At 67.1% G+C, this 17991-nt stretch carries 16 protein-coding genes; 9 read left to right on the forward strand and 7 right to left on the reverse strand.

Going from position 1 to position 17991, the window contains the following annotated elements; translation table 11 throughout:
- Positions 1–3 precede the first annotated feature (3 nt).
- Positions 4–435, reverse strand: a complete 432-nt coding sequence (locus ACSION_RS02035; RefSeq protein WP_435304633.1) for a VOC family protein — start codon at positions 433–435, stop codon at positions 4–6.
- Positions 432–1154, reverse strand: a complete 723-nt coding sequence (locus tag ACSION_RS02040) for an iron-containing redox enzyme family protein (RefSeq protein ID WP_435304634.1) — start codon at positions 1152–1154, stop codon at positions 432–434. Before ACSION_RS02040 ends, ACSION_RS02035 begins: the two co-directional genes overlap by 4 nt.
- A gap of 213 nt (positions 1155–1367) precedes the next feature.
- On the opposite strand from ACSION_RS02040, the gene ACSION_RS02045 reads away from it, so the two are divergent.
- The gene (locus ACSION_RS02045) at positions 1368–2204 is read left to right on the forward strand and encodes a hypothetical protein (RefSeq protein ID WP_435304635.1); all 837 of its coding nucleotides are present in this window, start codon (positions 1368–1370) and stop codon (positions 2202–2204) included.
- A 48-nt stretch (positions 2205–2252) separates the two neighbouring features.
- Here the strand turns inward: ACSION_RS02045 and ACSION_RS02050 are convergent, their stop codons facing one another.
- Positions 2253–5960, reverse strand: a complete 3708-nt coding sequence (locus ACSION_RS02050; protein ID WP_435304636.1) for an indolepyruvate ferredoxin oxidoreductase family protein — start codon at positions 5958–5960, stop codon at positions 2253–2255.
- A gap of 159 nt (positions 5961–6119) precedes the next feature.
- Here ACSION_RS02050 and ACSION_RS02055 point away from each other — a divergent pair, with 159 nt between their 5' ends.
- The 7 genes from ACSION_RS02055 to ACSION_RS02085 all read left to right on the forward strand — a co-directional run bounded on the left by ACSION_RS02055 (position 6120) and on the right by ACSION_RS02085 (position 11632).
- Complete coding sequence (locus ACSION_RS02055) at positions 6120–6752, forward strand: tetratricopeptide repeat protein (RefSeq protein WP_435304637.1); 633 nt, start codon at positions 6120–6122, stop codon at positions 6750–6752.
- 51 nt (positions 6753–6803) lie between these two features.
- Positions 6804–8537 carry a gamma-glutamyltransferase gene (gene ggt / locus ACSION_RS02060; RefSeq protein WP_435304638.1) on the forward strand — a complete coding sequence of 578 codons (1734 nt, stop codon included), beginning with the start codon at positions 6804–6806 and terminating at the stop codon, positions 8535–8537.
- Between the two features lie 171 nt (positions 8538–8708).
- Positions 8709–9251, forward strand: coding sequence for a hypothetical protein (locus tag ACSION_RS02065; RefSeq protein WP_435304639.1), 543 nt, complete (start codon positions 8709–8711; stop codon positions 9249–9251).
- A 618-nt stretch (positions 9252–9869) separates the two neighbouring features.
- On the forward strand, positions 9870–10106 hold the full coding sequence (locus ACSION_RS02070) for a DUF1653 domain-containing protein (RefSeq protein ID WP_435304640.1): 237 nt from the start codon (positions 9870–9872) through the stop codon (positions 10104–10106).
- Complete coding sequence (locus ACSION_RS02075) at positions 10103–10603, forward strand: hypothetical protein (RefSeq protein ID WP_435304641.1); 501 nt, start codon at positions 10103–10105, stop codon at positions 10601–10603. The genes ACSION_RS02070 and ACSION_RS02075 overlap by 4 nt, the downstream gene beginning before the upstream one ends.
- Positions 10604–10612: 9 nt before the next feature.
- The gene (locus tag ACSION_RS02080; RefSeq protein ID WP_435304642.1) at positions 10613–11158 is read left to right on the forward strand and encodes a DUF1697 domain-containing protein; all 546 of its coding nucleotides are present in this window, start codon (positions 10613–10615) and stop codon (positions 11156–11158) included.
- Positions 11159–11194: 36 nt separating this feature from the next.
- On the forward strand, positions 11195–11632 hold the full coding sequence (locus tag ACSION_RS02085; protein ID WP_435304643.1) for a hypothetical protein: 438 nt from the start codon (positions 11195–11197) through the stop codon (positions 11630–11632).
- Between the two features lie 374 nt (positions 11633–12006).
- Here ACSION_RS02085 and ACSION_RS02090 read toward each other — a convergent pair whose 3' ends face one another.
- The 4 genes from ACSION_RS02090 to zwf form a co-directional block, all read right to left on the reverse strand.
- Complete coding sequence (locus ACSION_RS02090) at positions 12007–13728, reverse strand: ExeM/NucH family extracellular endonuclease (protein ID WP_435304644.1); 1722 nt, start codon at positions 13726–13728, stop codon at positions 12007–12009.
- A gap of 109 nt (positions 13729–13837) precedes the next feature.
- The gene (locus tag ACSION_RS02095) at positions 13838–14356 is read right to left on the reverse strand and encodes a c-type cytochrome (protein ID WP_435304645.1); all 519 of its coding nucleotides are present in this window, start codon (positions 14354–14356) and stop codon (positions 13838–13840) included.
- A gap of 166 nt (positions 14357–14522) precedes the next feature.
- Positions 14523–15236 carry a 6-phosphogluconolactonase gene (pgl, locus tag ACSION_RS02100; protein ID WP_435304646.1) on the reverse strand — a complete coding sequence of 238 codons (714 nt, stop codon included), beginning with the start codon at positions 15234–15236 and terminating at the stop codon, positions 14523–14525.
- An 88-nt stretch (positions 15237–15324) separates the two neighbouring features.
- Positions 15325–16803, reverse strand: coding sequence for a glucose-6-phosphate dehydrogenase (gene zwf / locus ACSION_RS02105; protein ID WP_435304647.1), 1479 nt, complete (start codon positions 16801–16803; stop codon positions 15325–15327).
- Positions 16804–16927: 124 nt separating this feature from the next.
- Between zwf and ACSION_RS02110 the strand changes: the two genes are divergently transcribed.
- Positions 16928–17677 (forward strand): GntR family transcriptional regulator, encoded by a 750-nt coding sequence (locus tag ACSION_RS02110; RefSeq protein WP_056879880.1) that lies wholly within the window; start codon positions 16928–16930, stop codon positions 17675–17677.
- Positions 17678–17991 lie beyond the last annotated feature (314 nt).

Here is a 17991-nt window from a genome sequence, read left to right on the forward strand (position 1 = left end):
CGATCAGGGAATGAAGGTTTGTTCCGGATCGTCGAACGACTTGAACTCCAGCGCGTTGCCCGACGGATCGAACAGGAACATGGTGACGTGCTGGCCGGGCTTGCCCTTGAGCCGCAAGTGCGGCTCTTCGTGGAAGGCAATGCCGGCGGCCTTGAGCCGCATCGCCAACGCCTCCCACGCAGCGCGGTCCAGGTTCATGCCGAAGTGCGGCACCGGGACGGCCTCGCCATCGAAGCGCCCATTGTGCAGCGGCCGGCCATCGCCGCCGATATGCGCGACAAGGTGGTGGCCGAAGAAATCGAAGTCCTGGTACGACGTATCGCTGCGGCCCATCGGGCAGCCCATCGTGACCCCGTAGAAGCGGCGCGCCTCGTCCAGGTCGCGCACCGGGAACGCGAGATGGAACTGGCTGATGGTGTCGGCCACCGCGTTCACGAGGCGACCTCCAGCTGCGGCGCGTGCGCGTCGAGGATGTTCTGCCAGAACAGGTTCCACGCGCTGATGCTGCGTTCGTAGCCGCGCGCCAGTTCCGGTAGAACGCTGGGGTCGTGGCGCAGGTACTCGTCGATCGCCGCGCGCGTCAGCTCGCCGTGCACGATGTCCTCTTCGCCGGTGTGGATGGTCCAGAACTCCCAGTCGATGCGGTCTTCGTTCGCGCGCAGGTAAGGATGCGTGCGCATGTGTTCGAACATCACCGACAGGTAGGTCTGGCACAGGCATTCGCCGCCCATGCCGCGCATGCCCACGCCATAGGCCACCGGATTGCGCGTCAAGTCGCGGGTCAAGCCCTGCAGGATGCGCGCGTTCGCCGGCAGCACGCGTTCGATATCGCGGTCGTCCACGCCGATGCTGGAGAGGAAGCGGTCGTACACGGTCGGATGCGCACGCGCAGGATCGCCTTCGCCGAGTTCCTCCGACAGGATCTGGCCCAGCAGGCTGCGCAGGCCGCCGAACGGCAACCGCGACACCAGCAGCGCGAGGTCGGTGATGTAGTCGATGGTGAAGAACCGGTACTGCACGCAGAAGCCGCGCAGCTCCGCGATGTCGAGGCTGGGAAGGATGCGCATGCGCTGCGCGGCCAGCGCTTCGGTGGCTTCCTTGGCGGCGTCGGCGACGCGCCAGAATTGCTCCCGGGTCGTGGGTAGGTCTTGCATTGCTCGCTCCTGGGGGTGGGCGTGGCGCGACGCGGCGGAAACGCACGTGTACACCGTCGTCACGATGATGGAGACGGCCGGCGTGAGTAGAACGTGCACATTGCAGATGAATGGGGAAGGTGATGTCCCTGCGGCGCATGCGCGTGAGCCAAGGCTCATGGATGTGAAGAGAAGCTTCCTGTCGCGCCTTGCGTGCTTGTTAGCATCGTCGCCATGACGCGATCGCACGCCGCTGCGCACGTGCCCGTGCCGGCACGCAACTCCTCGGAAGCGCATGCCGATGATGGCGTGCGGCTGCTGTGGACCAGCGGTTGGGATTCGACGTTCCAGCTGCTGCGCCTGCTCCTGTTGCATCGCCTGCCGGTGACCCCGTATTACCTGGAGGACGACACGCGCGCTTCCACGGCGACCGAACTCGAGGCGATCGCGCGGATCACCGAGGCGCTGCATGCGCAGTACCCGCATACACGTGCGCTGCTGCGGCCCTTGCGCCGCTTCCGCGTCGCGGAGCTGGAACCCGATGCCGCGATCGCCGGAGCGCTACGCGACGTGCGCACGCGCATGTACATCGGCAGCCAGTACGCGTGGTTGCCGATGTTCTGCAAACAGCAGGGCGTGGACGGGATCGAGATGAGCGTGCACGTGGACGACAAGGTGCAGGCGTTGTTGTCCTCGCGCGTGGTCGCGTTCGAACAGGCCGGCACCTATCGCAGCGTGCGCGTCGCACCCGGGCATGCGGCGACGCCGGAGTACGCGCTGTTCCGCTACTTCAGTTTCCCGCTGTTCTCCATCGACAAACGGGCCATGGACCGCGAGGCGCGCCTGGCGGGCTGGGGCCCGCTGATGGAGATGACCTGGTTCTGCCATCGGCCGCTGCGCGGCAAGCCGTGTGGCGTGTGCGCGCCCTGCGTCTACACCATCGAAGAAGGCCTGGCCTGGCGGGTCCCGCGCACGCGACGCGCGCAGTCGTTCGTCTACCGGTTGTTCGCGCGGCCACTCAAGCCGCCGCTGCGCATGGCCTGGACGACGCTGCGGGGCATCCGCACCTGAGCCGATGCATGCCGGAAAGAAGAAACCCCGCCGAAGCGGGGTTTCTCGTCAGGCGGCGTGCACGATGTGCAGCGCCTTCGGGTTGCGCCACAAGCCCAGCAGCTCGGCCTCGCGCGCCTTGGCGGCATGCAGGTGCTTTTCCTTGACGTGTCCGTAGCCGCGGATGTGCTCGGGGATGCTGGCGATCTCCACCGCCAGGCCCAGCTTGCCGCCCTCCAGCGCGCCCAGCAGTTCGCCCACGGTCTTCTCGTACTCGGCGATCAACTGGCGTTCGCCCTTGCGCTCGTCGGTGTAGCCGAACACGTCGAACGTGCCGCCGCGCAGGAAGCGCAGCTTCGCCAGCAGGCCGAAGGCCTTGAACACCCACGGGCCGTATTCCTTCTTCATCAGGCGGCCGTGCGCGTCCTTCTTGGCGAACAGCGGCGGCGCCAGGTGGAAGTGCACTTCGTAGTCGCCGTCGAACTGCTGCTCCAGGCGGCGCTTGAATTCGCCGCTGGTGTACAGGCGGGCCACTTCGTACTCGTCCTTGTACGCCATCAGCTTGAAGAAGTAGCGGGCCACCGCTTCCGTCAGCGCGGTCGAACCCGGTGCGCGGGTGTTTTCCGCGTTGCGCACCTGCGTCACCAACTGCGTATAGCGCGCCGCGTAGGCCGCGTCCTGGTACTCGGTGAGGAAACTGGCGCGGCGAGCGATCAGTTCGTCCAGCGAGCGCGACAGGCGCAGGTCGTCCAGCGGCAGGAAGGCCACGTCGCCACCGTGGGTGCCGTCTTCGGGCAGGCCGCGCAGTTCGCTTTCGTTGCCGGGATTGCGCGGCGCCGCGTTCGCGCCCCACTCGGTGCTTTCCCATTCGCCCGGCGGCAAGACCTGCAGGGCGCGCGGGGTGCGCTCGCTTTCGGTCTGCGCGTTGCGGATCAGGCCGGCCGCTTCCTGCACGGCCTGCGGATTCACAACGGCCAGGCGACCCCAGGCGAAGGCGGTCTTGTTCATCTCGATCGCCGCGCCGTTGAGCTCGACGGCGCGCATGATCGCGTCGAACGAGATCGGCACCAGGCCCTGCTGCCAGGCGTAGCCGAGCATGAAGAGGTTGCTGCCGATGGCGTCGCCGATCAGAGCGGTCGCCACCTGGGTGGCGTCCACCAGCATCGGCTCGCGGCCGCCGAGGGCGACGCGCACGCCGGCGATGATGTCGGTGGCGGGGAACTGCATGTCCGGATGCGTGGTGAACGTGCCCGGCATCGCTTCGTAGGTGTTCAACACCACCTGCGAGCGCTCGCCGCGCACCTTCGACAGCACCCAGTAGTCGTTGACCACCACCATGTCGCAGCCCAGCACCAGGTCGGCCTCGCCGGCGGCGATGCGCACGGCGTGGATGTCCTCGGGGGTACGCGCGATGCGGATGTGCGTGGTCACCGCGCCGCCCTTCTGCGCCAGGCCGGTCTGGTCGAGCACGCTGGCGCCCTTGCCTTCCAGGTGGCCGGCCATGCCGAGCAGGGCGCCGATGGTCACCACGCCGGTACCGCCGACGCCGGTGATCAGGATGTTCCAGGGCTGGTCGAGGTCGGACTTGAACGCCGGCGCCGGCAATGCGGCCAGCAGGTCGGCGGCATTCGCCTTCTTGCCCTTGCGCGGCGTGCCGCCATGCACGGTGACGAAGCTGGGGCAGAAGCCGTCGACGCAGCGGAAGTCCTTGTTGCAGTTCGACTGGTCGATCTCGCGCTTGCGGCCGAACTCGGTCTCCTTCGGCAGCACCGACACGCAGAAGCTCTTCACGCCGCAGTCGCCGCAGCCTTCGCAGACCAGCGTGTTGACCATCGTGCGCTTGGCCGGGTCCGGCAGCTTGCCGCGCTTGCGGCGGCGGCGCTTCTCGGTGGCGCAGACCTGGTCGTAGATCAGGATGGAGACGCCCTTCACGTCGCGCAGGCGGCGCTGCACGTCGTCCAGGTCCTTGCGGTCGAAGAACTCCACGCCCGACGGGAAGATCTCGCGCTTGCTCCACTTGCCCACTTCATCGCTGACCACGACGATCGTGTCCACGCCCTCGGCGCGCATCATGTGGGCGATCTGCGGCACCGACAGCGTGCCGTCCACCGGCTGGCCGCCGGTCATCGCCACGGCATCGTTGTAGAGGATCTTGTAGGTGATGTTCACCCCGGTGGCCACCGACTGGCGCACCGCCAGCGAGCCGGAGTGGAAGAACGTGCCGTCGCCGAGGTTCTGGAAGACGTGCTCGGTCTCGGTGAACGGTGCTTGCCCGGACCACGTCACGCCTTCGCCACCCATGTGGGTGAAGGTGTCGGTGTCGCGGTCCATCCACGTCACCATGTAATGGCAGCCGATGCCGCCGAGCGCGCGCGAACCTTCCGGCACCACCGTCGAGGTGTTGTGCGGGCAGCCGCTGCAGTAGTGCGGCACGCGCGGGAAGTTGGCGCGCGGCAGCGCCATCTCGGCTTCCTTGTCCTCCATCCAGCGCAGGCGCTGTTCGATGGATTCGGTCGTGAAGAAGCGCTGGATGCGCTTGCCGATCACGCCGGCGATGGTGGCCGGAGTCAGCTCGCCGGTGGAGGGCAGGATCCACTCGCCGCCTTCGTCGTACTTGCCGACGATGGACGGACGCGTGCCCGCGCTGGCTGGCCAGTTGTAGAAGTATTCCTTCATCTGCCGCTCGATGAAGGCACGCTTCTCCTCCACCACGACGATGTCTTCCAGCCCCTTGGCGAACTCGGTGATGCCCACCGGCTCCAGCGGCCAGGTCATGCCCACCTTGTAGACGCGGATGCCGATGTCGGCGCAGGCCTGTTCGTCCAGGCCGAGGTATTCGAGCGCCTGCAGCACGTCCAGGTAGCTCTTGCCGGTGGTGACGATGCCGAGGCGCGCGCGCGGCGAGTCCAGCACGATGCGGTCCACCTTGTTGGCCCGTGCGAAGGCCTGCGCCGCGGCGACCGCGTACTTGTGCAGGCGCATCTCCTGGTCCAGCGGCGGATTCGGCCAGCGGATGTTGAGCCCACCGGCGGGCATGGCGAAGTCCTCCGGCAGGAGGATTTCGCGCGCGAACGGATCCACCTGCACCGAGGCCGACGATTCCACCGTCTCGGCGATCGTCTTGAAGCCGATCCAGCGGCCCGTGTAGCGGCTCATCGCCCAGCCCACCAGGCCTAGGTCCAGGATGTCCTGCACGCCGGCCGGGTTGAGGATCGGCATCATCGCGCTGACGAACTCGTCTTCCGAGCCGTGCGGGAGCGTCGAGCTGCGGCAGTTGTGGTCGTCCGCGGCCAGCGCCAGCACGCCGCCGAACTTCGAGGTGCCCGCGGCATTGCCGTGCTTGAACACGTCGCCGCAGCGGTCCACGCCCGGGCCCTTGCCGTACCACATGGAATACACGCCATCGACCTTGGCGCCCGGGAACAAGTTGGTCTGCTGCGTGCCCCACACCATCGTGGCGCCGAGGTCCTCGTTCAGGCCGGGGGTGAACTTCACGCCCGCCGTCTCCAGGTGCTTGCGCGCGCGCCACAGCTCCAGATCGAAGCCGCCCAGCGGCGAACCGCGGTAGCCGCTGATGAAGCCGGCCGTGTTCAGGCCCGCGGCCTGGTCGCGCAGGCGCTGCATCAGCGGCAGCCGGACCAGCGCTTGCACCCCGCTCAGGTAGATGCGGCCGTCGGTGCGCGTGTACTTGTGCTCCAGCGTGTAGTCGCTGTCGATCACCCCGATCTGCGGCGTGTTGGCGGACGAGGGCGAGGTGAGTTCGGCGGTGCTGGTCATGGCGGGCCCGTGCAAGCGGCTGGCGTGGCCCGATAACCCCTCGGGCGTGAAGGCGCGCATTGTAACAGCGGCCTTTTGTGTGACGCCGGTCACTTCGCTGTTGTGCGTTGCAGCGGTTAGGATGGGGCCGGGGGAATCCATTGCAGTCCGGGGGAAGTCGTGAAATTCGCTAAGAACATGCTGCTGGCCACCGTGCTGGCCTCTGCGGCGCTGTCCGTGCACGCGCAGACCGTGCCGAAGCCGAAGGAGTTCTACTTCGACGACGACAAGGCGGCGGTCCGCGAGATCGTGGTGGTACAGGGCGAGGGCGAAGCCCTTGTACAGGCGCTGGTCCGTGAGCGCGAGCGTGGCCGCAAGCCGACCGAAGCCACCGCCCAGCTGGCGCACGTGGCTTTCAGCGAGGGCCGCGTGGATCTGGGCAAGCAGTTGTACCAGGTGCTGCTGGGGAGCAGCGACGCCAACGGCAACCTGGGCCGCGCGTTCCGCTGGAACTACGGCTGGGACCTGTACCGCAACAAGGAGTATCCGGCTGCGCTGGAGCAGTGGCTGCCGTTGCTCGGTACCGCAGGCGGTCCGTCGTGGGCACCGCCGACGCTCGCGCTGGTGTTGTGGAAGCTCGACCGCAAGGCCGAGGCCGTCGCGTGGTACGGCGCCGCCGTGCGCACCGAACCGCTGCTGTGGACCGACGCCCGCAACTACGGCAGTTTGCTGCCGGGCTGGCAGCAGGAAGACCGCGACACGCTGGCCGAAGTGCTCGGCGCGTGGCAGAGCAACCCGCCGCGCTGGCCGTAACGCGTACCATCGGCGGATGAAGGCGCGCACGGTGCGCGCCATCGCCCGCCGATGATGCGCACCCGCCTTGTTTCCTGCCTGGCGACGGCTTTGGCCGTTGCCACGGCGCTGCCCGCCACCGCCGCCGACCGCATCGCCGGGCGCGCGTTCGCCACCCGCTCCGACGTGATCGCGCCGCACGCGATGGCGGCCACCTCGCATCCGCTGGCCACGCAGATCGCGCTGGACGTGATGAAGCAGGGCGGCACCGCGATCGATGCGGCCATCGCCGCCAACGCGGCGCTCGGCCTGATGGAACCCACCGGCAACGGCATCGGCGGCGATCTGTTCGCCATCGTCTGGGACCCGAAGACGAAGAAGCTGCACGGCTACAACGGCTCGGGCGGTTCGCCGAAATCGCTGACGCTCGATTACTTCAGGCAGCAGGGCATCACCGACATCCCCGCGCACGGGCCGCTGCCGGTCAGCGTGCCGGGTGCGGTGGATGGCTGGTTCGCGCTGCACGACCGCTTCGGCAAGCTGCCGATGCGCGACGTGCTGGCGCCGACCATCCGCTACGCGCGCGAAGGCCACCCGGTCCACCAGACGATCGCCTATTACTGGGAGCGATCGGTGCCGCGGTTGTCGAAGTTCCCCGGCTTCAGCGAGCAGTTCACGATCGGCGGCCGCGCGCCGCGCACCGGCGAGCTGTGGAAGAACCCGCGCCTGGCCGACACGCTGCAGAAGATCGCCGTCGGCGGCCGCGATGCGTTCTACAAGGGCGAGATCGCGCGCACCATCGACACGTACTTCAAGGCCAACGGCGGCTTCCTGTCGTACGAGGACATGGCCGCCCACCACGGCGAATGGGTCGAGCCGGTCAGCACCAACTACCGGGGTTACGACGTGTGGGAACTGCCGCCGAACGGGCAGGGCATCGCCGCGCTGCAGATGCTCAACGTGCTGGAGGGTTACGACTTCAGCAAGATTCCCTTCGGCAGTCCCGAGCACGTGCACCTGTTCGTCGAAGCGAAGAAGCTGGCCTTCGCCGATCGCGCGCGCTGGTACGCCGATCCCGCCTTCCAGCCCGCGCCGGTCGCGCGCCTGATCTCCAAGCCGTACGCGCGCGAACGCGCGAAACTCATTTCGCCCGACAAGGTGCTGCGCGAAGTGCAGCCCGGCACGCCGAAGGAACTGGAAGAAGGCGACACCATCTACCTGACCGTCGCCGACAAGGACGGGATGATGGTCTCGCTGATCCAGTCCAACTACCGCGGCATGGGCAGCGGCATGGCGCCGACCGGCCTGGGCTTCATCCTGCAGGACCGCGGCGAGATGTTCGTGCTGCGCGATTGCGACGGCGCCACGCCGCATCCCAACTGCTACGCGCCGGGCAAGCGTCCGTTCCAGACGATCATCCCGGCCTTCATCACGAAGGACGGGCAGCCCTGGGTCAGCTTCGGCGTGATGGGCGGCGCCATGCAGCCGCAGGGCCACGCGCAGATCGTGATGAACCTGGTCGACTTCGGCATGACCTTGCAGGAAGCCGGCGACGCGCCGCGCATCCAGCACGACGGTTCCACCGAACCGGTCGGCAGCGCCACCGCGATGACCGACGGCGGCGTGGTGCAACTGGAATCCGGCTACCCCTACGAAACCATCCGCGCGCTGATGGACAAGGGCCACCACGTCGAATGGGCCCTCGGCCCCTACGGCGGCTACCAGGCCATCAAGCGCGACCCGGAGACCGGCGTGTACTACGGCGCAAGCGAGAGCCGCAAGGATGGGCAGGCGGCGGGGTATTGAGGGATCGCGCGCGTGTTTTCATAGGTTGGGGTGAACGGAGTGAACCCCAACATCGCAGCGACGAAACATCCATCTGTTGGGTTTCGCAAGCTCAGCCCAACCTATCGCACTGTCTACGGGTAGAGACCAGGGCAGCACTTCCAACACGTGAATTCGTACAGGTGAGCAAGAATGCTGTATGCCGTGGCCGACGTCGTGGATCGTTCTCTGGCACGAAAAAACGCGCGGGAGCTGGCAACGTTGCTCGGCGCGCGTTCATCCTCGCAACAACGCAACGTTGTCGGCGAGCCGACTTGCCCTTACAAGGTTCGACTTAATACAGACGCTTTCTGGTTTGGTGTTGGCGTATCGGATGCGTCGTATGTCGTCGCCGGAAACTGGAGAGGGACGTTTGGGAACGAAGGTTGCTTCGGAGCCTCGTTGAAAACGCTTAGACCGGGAATGAGTCTCCGACTGGAAGGAGCTTCAAGAGAGCTCGGCGTACCGGTGTACGTAGCCAATCATGCCCAGGCCCCCAAGATCGCAGCCGCCCTTTGTTCGCCTACATGCCGGCCAATCATTCAGCAGATCCAATGGTCGGCGCTGAAGACCATGTTTCTGAGTCCAGTACAGATCCATGCGATAGGAGACTTCCGAACATCGGAGCAATGCGCCATCCAAGTGACCGTGCTCCGCGACCTGTTGCTTGCGTTTAGCAGTTCCCGCAACGCGTAGGATGGGTGGAGCGAAGCAGTTTTCAGTGGCGGAGCCGGTCTACCCATCATCTGCTCCTACTCAACCCATCCGCCGAACCCATCAAGCTCGAGGAGCACCATGGAGGCTGATCCTGTCGTTCGCCAACTCGTGGAAACCATGGCCTGGGAACATGGGCTCACGATCTCCTACGACACGCATTACGACGCAGGCAACTGGCAGCTCTCGTGGTGGGAGGATGGTGTGCGGCACGCGATCGATGTCCAGGGATATCCGGATGGCTGGATCGAAGTGTCGCGTCTTAGCACGCGCTACCCCGCGCTACCAAAGCTGCTGGCATGGGCGTGTCGTACGTTACCCATGTTCCCCCGTTGGGAGCGCACGGAGCACAAAGCGTTGGCGAGACTGCCCTGGCCAGGATCGGTTGAGGATGTGCGGAGCGCGATCGAGTCGGAACTTCTTGGACGTTCGCGTGCTGTGCAAGCCACCGAGACACAGCCGTAGTTCGTAGGGTGGGCCTCGGCCCACCACACGCATTCTTTATGGATCCAACGTGTCCCGGCGCGTGTGTTGCCTGATCGTGGACAATGTCCGCAACGGTGGGCCAAGGCCCCCCCTACCCATCCACGAGGCACACGCATGGCCACGCTCCCCGCCCTCCCCGAACTCACTCCCGGGCTCTATCGCCACTACAAAGGCAACGACTACGACGTGGTCGCCGTGGCGCGGCACAGCGAGACGCTGGAGCCGGTGGTGGTGTACCGCGCGCTGTATGGCGAAGGCGGCTTGTGGGTGCGGCCGTATGCGATGTTCTGCGAAGACGTGATCGTGGATGGGCGCGCGGTGCGACGCTTCGCGCCACTGGTGTCTGAATGAAGCGTTTCACCTTGATGTGGGCCGTCGCTGCCCTGGTGCCGATGACGGCCAATGCTGCTTGTGTCATCGAACCCCTCGAGCCGGAATTGCAGGCAGCCGAGACGGTCTACGTCGGGACAGTGGTGAGGTCGGCGCTGATTCCTTCCTTGGATCAGCTCCGGAGCGCGGCCACTCCCCATGATCGCCGGGCGGCGATTCGCCATACCGTGGAACCGGAGATCGTCTTCAAGGGCGATCCGTCGAACGTAGGCGCTGTCCTGTCCACGTGGCAGTACAACGATCCCAAGGCCAGCAAGCAAGCGGTGTTCTTTGAGCTTACGACCTTGATGCCCGGCGATACGATCCTGGTGGTGGCTGACGTGAGCGGTCGTGCCCGCTACGGGCTGTGTACGGCGAGCCGCATCTGGAATCGGGATACCGAGGAGCAGGTGCGAGTCTTTTTCCGTCGATCTCCTGATGCGCCGGAATCCGCCGTGCCGTCACCCGGACGGAAGTGAGGCAACGACGTGACCACCTACATCGCCCTGCTCCGCGGCATCAACGTCGGCAAGGCCAAGCGCATCGCGATGGCGGACCTGCGCGCGTTGCTGGAAGGGCTGGGCCATGCCGATGTCGCCACGCTGCTCAACAGCGGCAACGTGGTGTTCCGCTCCAGCAAGAAGAACCCCGCGAAGATCGCGGCGGAAATCTCCGCCGCCATCGCCGCGCAGCTCGGGATCGACGTGCCCGTCATCGTGAAGTCGGCGAAGGACCTGGCCACGATCATCGACGACAACGCGCTGGCCGATGCGGCCGCCGACCCGTCGCGCCTGTTGGTCGCCTTCGTGCAGGAGGCCGATGCACTGCCGGCGCTGTCCGCCATCGCACCGCACGTGGTGCCGCCGGAACAGTTCCTGCTCGGCAGCGAAGCGGCCTACCTGCATTGCGCCAGCGGCATCCTCGAAAGCAAGGCCGGCGAGGCGCTGGTGGGCAAGGCCGGCAAGGCCGCCACCACGCGCAACTGGGCCACCGTGTTGAAACTGCAGGCGCTGGTGGACAAGATCGGTGCCTGACGCACCGCGTCCCCCTCAAGCCCGGGATATTCAAGGATGACCATCACCCGTTTCCGCTCGCTGTTGATCGCGTCCTTCCTGTCGCTGGTTGCTGCGTTGGTGACTGGCCTGCTTCCGGGTGGATACTCGCCCGCGCTGGCCGATGCCTATGCGAACGAGCCTTCGCCATGGCTCCTGATGGACGACGGGGCACCCATTGCCCTTCTGCTGATGTTGTTGGCGGTGCTGACATTGCTGGCGGCGGCGGTGGCAGGCTTCATCGGTCTCTTCCTGCTCACGCGATGGGGACGCACGCTGTCGCTTTGCCTGACGCTGCTGGGCCTTCCGCTGTATCTCGTGCTTGGTCCGATCTTGATGTCGCCGCTCGAAGCGATGCTGACCGAAGCATCGACCCTGCTGTGGGGCGCGTGCCTGGCGCTGGCCTACTGGTCGCCGATCGCGACGCGCATCGAGGCTGGTGCAACCGGCCCCTAGCCATCGCCGACGTTCTTTCGTTCCATGACGAGGCAATCTTCCTCGACATTCGAGGCTCTCCTGCCTCGCCCGCCAGGCGTTGTTCCTTGTCATGGAACAGAACAGCCTCGTCAGTTCACGTCAGCGGCTTGTCATCGCACGCACAGGCCTCGGATGGCGCACCTCGAGGGTGCGGCATCTCACGGTCATGCGTCGTCGACTCACCTCAAGACGTCGCCATGGCACATCCATGCCTGGCCAGGGAGAAAAAAAGCCTCACCCACGAGGCAGGAAGCCTCGTCAACTCACCTCAGCGCTTCGTCATCGCACCTGAAAGCTGCGATGTCCACCGACGACGCGTGCGCGTCGATGCCGGCCGCATCGACGGAACGGTGTCAGAGATCGAAGCCGAGCAGCAGCGGGTCGTGGTCGGAGCTTCGGTAGGGCACGGTGGCGTCGCCGTCGGCGTAGCCCTGCGCATCCTGCTCGTCGGCGTTGATGTGCCACTCGGCGGCGCCACGCAGCTGCTTCGCCAGTGACGGGCTGAGCAGGGCGTGGTCGAGGCGGCCGCTGAGGCCGCTGTAGACGTAGCTGTAGGGCTGTTCGATGCCGGCCTGCTTGAACGCATCCACCCAGCCGGCGTCGTCGCGCAGCCAGCGCACCGGCGCTTCCATCGCGTAGGCGTTGAAGTCACCGAGCATGACGACGCGGTCGCTGCGGGTGCGGGTGGGATCGGTCTTCAGCCACGCGTCGAGACGCTGCGCCGAATCCAGGCGCAGTGCATTCCAGCACCCGGCGCCATCCTTCTGGTCGGCGTCCAGGCCGGTGGCCTCGGAGCAGCCCTTGGACTTCAGGTGGTTGGCGACCACGACGAAGGGTTTGCCGGTGTCGCGCGCGAAGGCCTGCGCCAGCGGGCTGCGGCTGCGCTCGCCGAACGGGCCGGCCTGCAGCGTGGCGGGCTTGCCGGTGGGCGTCACCTTGTCGCTGCGGTAGATGATGCCCACGCGGATCGTGTCCGGGCCGGGGCCCTGCTTCGCATCGATGAAGCGCCACGTGCCGCCGCCGGCGTTCAACGCGGCGACGAGTTGGGCGAGGCTGGAGTCGGCGCCGTAGCCGTCGTTCTCCAGTTCCATCAGCGCGGCGATGTCGGGATCCAGTCCGCGGATGGTGCCGACCAGTTTCTGCACCTGCGCCTGGTACTGCGCCGGGGTCTTGGCGCCGCGTTCGGTGGGGAAGCCGCCGCCCTGGCCGTCGCCGTTGAACAGGTTTTCCAGGTTGAACGCGGCGATGCGCACGTTGCCGGCGACCTGCGGCGCGGCCGGGCGTTCCGGTGCGGCGATCGTCGGTGCCACGGTGAGCTGCAGGCGCCACCCGCCGTGGCGCGCATCGACGATGCCCTGCGCGCCGGTCAGCACGGTGCCGGTCCGCAGCGGCTGGTTTTTCTTCACGTACCAGACGGTGGCGGGGTCGCGTTGGGTGCTGCCATCGTCCAGCACCAGGGTGCGGCGCGCGTTGTCGGCGGCCAGGCGCTTGGCGTCGGCGCTGCCGGGCACGGCGACTTCGCTGGGCTGCCACAGGCGGCCGTCGAAGCTGGTGGTGAGTTCGCCGAAACGGCCCAGCGCATCGGTACCGCTCAGCGTGAGCGGGGCGTCGATGCGGACGAGCATGCCTTCGTAGCGTTCCCAGTCGGCGGGCTGGGCGGTCAGCACGGTGGGTGCGATGCGGCCGGTGCCGCGCGACTGGATCACCGGCGCATGCAGCGCCGTCAGCGTGTCGTCGCCGCCGGCCTTGCGCTCGCCGACGATGCCGCGCACGCGGATGCGGTCGCCCGCGGTGAGAAGCGGGGCGGGCGTGCCGTCTTCGAAGGCGACGAACAGCGCGTCGGACGTCGTCGCCTTGCCGTCGCCGGCGTCCTGCACGAACACGCCGCCCAGGTTGGCGAAGGCCGCGGTGACGACGCCTTCGACGGTGACGGTCTGCCCGTCCAGCGGGCTGCGCGCGCCATCGCCCTGCACGTCGCCGATCGGCACGATGCGCTCCTTCGGCGTGGCGGCGCAGGCGGGCAGCGACAGCGAGGCGAGCAGGGCGAGCGTGAGCAGCGAGCGGGGAGACGTCATCGTGATCGAACCGGGCGAGCGAGGCGGCAAGGGTAAACGGAATGCATGACCGGAAGGCGGAAACAAAAACGCCGCCCGGAGGCGGCGTTTCTGCGGAAGGCGCGAAGCCTTACTTGATGTTGGCCAGCATCCAGTCGACGGTGGCGTGCACCTGCTCGTCGGTCAGGGCCGGATTGCCGCCCTTCGGGGGCATGATGCCGCCGTCCGGACCGGTGAAGCCTTCGATGGCGTGCTTGTACAGGGTGTCCTTGCCCTTGCTGACGCGCGCGCCCATGCCGGCGGCGGTCAGGGTGGGGGCCTTGCCCACGCCGTTGGTGTGGCAGGCGCCGCAGAGGTTCTGGTAGATCACGCTGCCGTCGGTGGTGCCGCCGTAGGCGACCTGCGAGGCGGCGGCGGCCTTGGCGGCGTCAGCGGCGGCGGCCTGGGCGGCGGCACCGGTTTCGCCGGCATAGACGGCGCCGGCCGGGGCGATGCGGCCCTCGGTGATCTGCGCGGTCTTGGGGTTCACTTCCGGCGGAATCGCGCCATGCAGGAAATGCGCGCCGACGATCAGGCCACCGGTGACCAGCACCAGGAAGCCGATCACCATCGAGAAATGCTTGAGGAATTCCAGGTCGTAGTTACGCACTTTCCACCTTTGGCAGCACGGCCGCAGGGCCGTGCATGGCTACGAAAACGGGGGCCAACGGTCCGCGCGAGGCGCGTTCCAGGCGAGACCGGGCGCCGGAACGCCGCGGGCAAGGGCACATTATAAGCAGTGAGGCCGTCTTTGCCTCAACACCGGCGCATCCGGCTCACTGCGCCAGATAGACCTGCAGCGGCGCATGCAGGGCCTGCAGCACCACGCGCATCGGGTAGCCGGCACCGGCGCCCTGGCCGGACAGCGCCTGCTGCAGCACCTGCCGCTTCTCGCCGCCCTCGATGTGCAGGTACAGGCGGCCGGCATCGCGCAGGACCGGCAGGGTCAGGGTGATGCGGGGTTCACCGGCGCCGGGGGCGCGCATCGGCAGGACGGTCGCGTCGGTCTCCGGGTCCATCGCCTCCGCCAGGCGGTCGCCGCCGGGGAAGAACGAGGCGGTGTGGCCGTCGCCCCCCATGCCGAGCACGGCGACGTCGAGCACGGTCGGCAGATCGGTGGCGACCTCGGCCAGGGCCTCGTCCGGGGTGGCGGCAGCGCGGTAGAGCGGGACGAAGCGGGCGTCGGCCGCTGCGTCCTGCAGCAGGTACGCCTTCACCAGGCGGGCATTGGAGCGCTCATGGCCTTCGTCGACCCAGCGTTCGTCGACCAGGGTGACGGTGACGTTCGCCCAGTCCAACGCCTGCCGGGACAGGGCCTGCAGGAAGCGGCGCGGGGTGGTGCCGCCGGACAGGGCGACGCTGGCCTGGCCACGCAGGGCGAGGGCGGCGCGCAGGTCGTCGGCGACGGCCTGGGCCAGCGCCTGGGCGACGGCGTCGCCGTCCGGGAATGGATGCAGCTGGATCTGCAGCGAGAGATCGGTGGGGGGCATGGAGCGACTCGGGAGTGGGGGCTTCCCGGGGGAAGGCAGGTCGGCGTGGGGGCGCCAGGAAAGCCCCGCCTGGGCGGGGCCGGCGACGTCAGACGGTGTCTTCGTGCCAGGTGCGGCCGTCGCGCTCGACCAGGGCCACGGCGGCGCTGGGGCCCCACGAACCGGCGGTGTAGGGCTTGGGCGTCTCGCGCCCGGCTTCCCAGGCGGAGAGGATCGGGTCGATCCAGGCCCACGCGGCCTCGACTTCGTCGCGGCGCATGAAGAGGGTCTGGTTGCCGCGGACCACGTCCATCAGCAGGCGCTCGTAGGCTTCCGGCTGGTGCACGCCGAAGGCCTCGGCGAAGCTCATGTCCAGCGGCACGTGCTGCAGGCGCAGGCCGCCCGGGCCCGGGTCCTTGATCATGATCCACAGCTTCACGCCTTCGTCCGGCTGCAGGCGCAGCACCAGCTTGTTGCCCATCACCGGGCCGGCGCTGTCGTCGAAGATGGAATGCGGGATCTGCTTGAACGCGATGACGATCTCCGAGACGCGCTCGGCCAGGCGCTTGCCGGTGCGCAGGTAGAACGGCACGCCGGCCCAGCGCCAGTTGTCGACTTCGGCCTTCAGCGCCACGAAGGTCTCGGTGCGCGAATCGGGCTTGCCGAGTTCGTCCAGGTAGCCCGGCACGGCGGCGCCGCTGCTGGCGCCCGCGCGGTACTGGCCACGCACGGACAGGTGGCTGACGTCTTCGCCGCGGATCGGCTTGAGCGAGCGCAGGACCTTCAGCTTTTCGTCGCGCACGGCGTCGGCCTGCAGGGCCGCCGGGGGTTCCATCGCCACCATGCACAACAGCTGCAGCAGGTGGTTCTGGACCATGTCGCGCAACGCGCCGGAGGTGTCGTAGTAACCGGCGCGCTTCTCCAGGCCGACGGTTTCGGCCACGGTGATCTGCACGTGGTCGATGCGGCTGGCGTTCCACAACGGCTCGAACAGGATGTTGGCGAAGCGCAGCGCCAGCAGGTTCTGGACGGTCTCTTTGCCCAGGTAGTGGTCGATGCGGAAGATCTGGTTCTCGGCGAAGGCGCTGCCGACGGCATCGTTGATGACCGCGGCGCTGGCCGAGTCGTGGCCGATCGGCTTCTCGATCACTACGCGCGCGTTGCCGGTATTCAGGCCGTGGGCGCGCAGGCGGTCGCAAATGTTCACGAACAGCGTGGGGCTGGTGGACAGATAGAAGACGCGGATGCGTTCGCCAGTGGTCTGCAGGCGGGCGGCGAACTCGTCCCAGCCCTCGTCCTTGGTGGCATCCAGGGCCATGTAGCCGAGCTTGTCGAGGAAGGCGGGCAGCTTGGCCTTGAGCGCTTCGTCGCCGCTGGCGATGCGGGCCAGCGCTTCGCCGACCTTTGCCCGGTATTCCGCATCGCCTTGTTTGTCGCGCGCCACGCCGAGGATGCGGCTCTCTTCCGGAATCTGGCCGTCGGCATAGCGTCGCAGCAGGCCCGGCAGCAGCTTGCGCAACGCCAGGTCGCCGGTGCCGCCGAAGATGACGAGATCGAAGGTGTCGACGGGCAGGGTCTTCGCGGTCACGGGAGCGTCTCGGTGCAACAGGAATGAGCGATCACAATACCACCGGGGTACCACAGGATGCCAACAGGTCCGCTAAGTGAAAGGATTGTTGCGATATTGGTACGGCACTGGTATCTTGATTGTCATGCAAACGAACCTGCTCGAGGAATACCAGCGGCTGCAGACCGGTGAGTCCACCCGGGCAGTGGCCTACCTGCGCCTGCGTCGCGCGCTGCAGAACCTGATGGACGCCGGCGTGCTTCGGCCCGGCCAGGCCCTTCCCAGCGAGCGCGACCTGGCCCAGTTGCTGGATCTGTCGCGTGTGACCATTCGCAAGGCGCTGGCGGGTCTGATCGAAAGTGGTCTGCTCGTGCAGCGACAGGGTGCCGGTACCTTCGTGGCCGAGCGGATCCTTAGGCAGTTCTCCCGCCTGACCAGCTTCACCGACGACCTGCGCGAGCGCGGGCTGAACCCGCAGGTGAAGTTCCTGGAGCGCACCGTGGGGGAAGTGACCCCCGAAGAATCGATGGCGCTGAACCTGTCCCCGGGCAGCGGCGTGGTGCGCATGTACCGTTTGCGGCACGTGGACGGATCTCCGATCGCCATCGAGCGCACCCTGGTGCCTTACGCGCTGTTGCCGGACCCGGACAGCGTGACCACCTCGCTGTATGAGGCGTTGGACGCCTACGGTCACCGGCCCAAGCGGGCATTGCAGCGACTGCGGGCCGTAGCCCTGGATGAAGAGGCTGCCCGCCACCTCGAGCTGCCTGTCGGCGCGCCGGGCCTGCTGGTCGAGCGGCGTGCCTTCCTGGAAGACGGTCGGGTCGTCGAATCCACCCGGTCCTACTACCGCGGCGACGCCTACGATTTCGTCGCCGAGCTGCAAAGCGACTGATTCCGGGGCCGGTCACGGCCCATTCGCGCACGTTCTTGAGACCCATACCCGCTACGCACTGTGTAGCGGGCGTTTCCGTGTGCGCCATTTCGTCGGCCGTTGCGCCAAATACTTGACGAAGCTCACTGAAATGGTGCGATCATGTACACGTGTGTAGTTGTTCATGTCATTAAATTGACGTTAAGATGGCGTGAACTGGGGTGAGCGTCACGATTTATCCGGACTTATGTCCGCTTTAACCACACGGATGCGAACTGTGACTCTGACCCATTGATTCGCCCGCGCTGCGGTGCGGACGAAGGGCAGCAACTTCA

Source organism: Pseudoxanthomonas sp. LjRoot125 (assembly GCF_964252705.1).
Lineage (GTDB): Bacteria > Pseudomonadota > Gammaproteobacteria > Xanthomonadales > Xanthomonadaceae > Pseudoxanthomonas_A.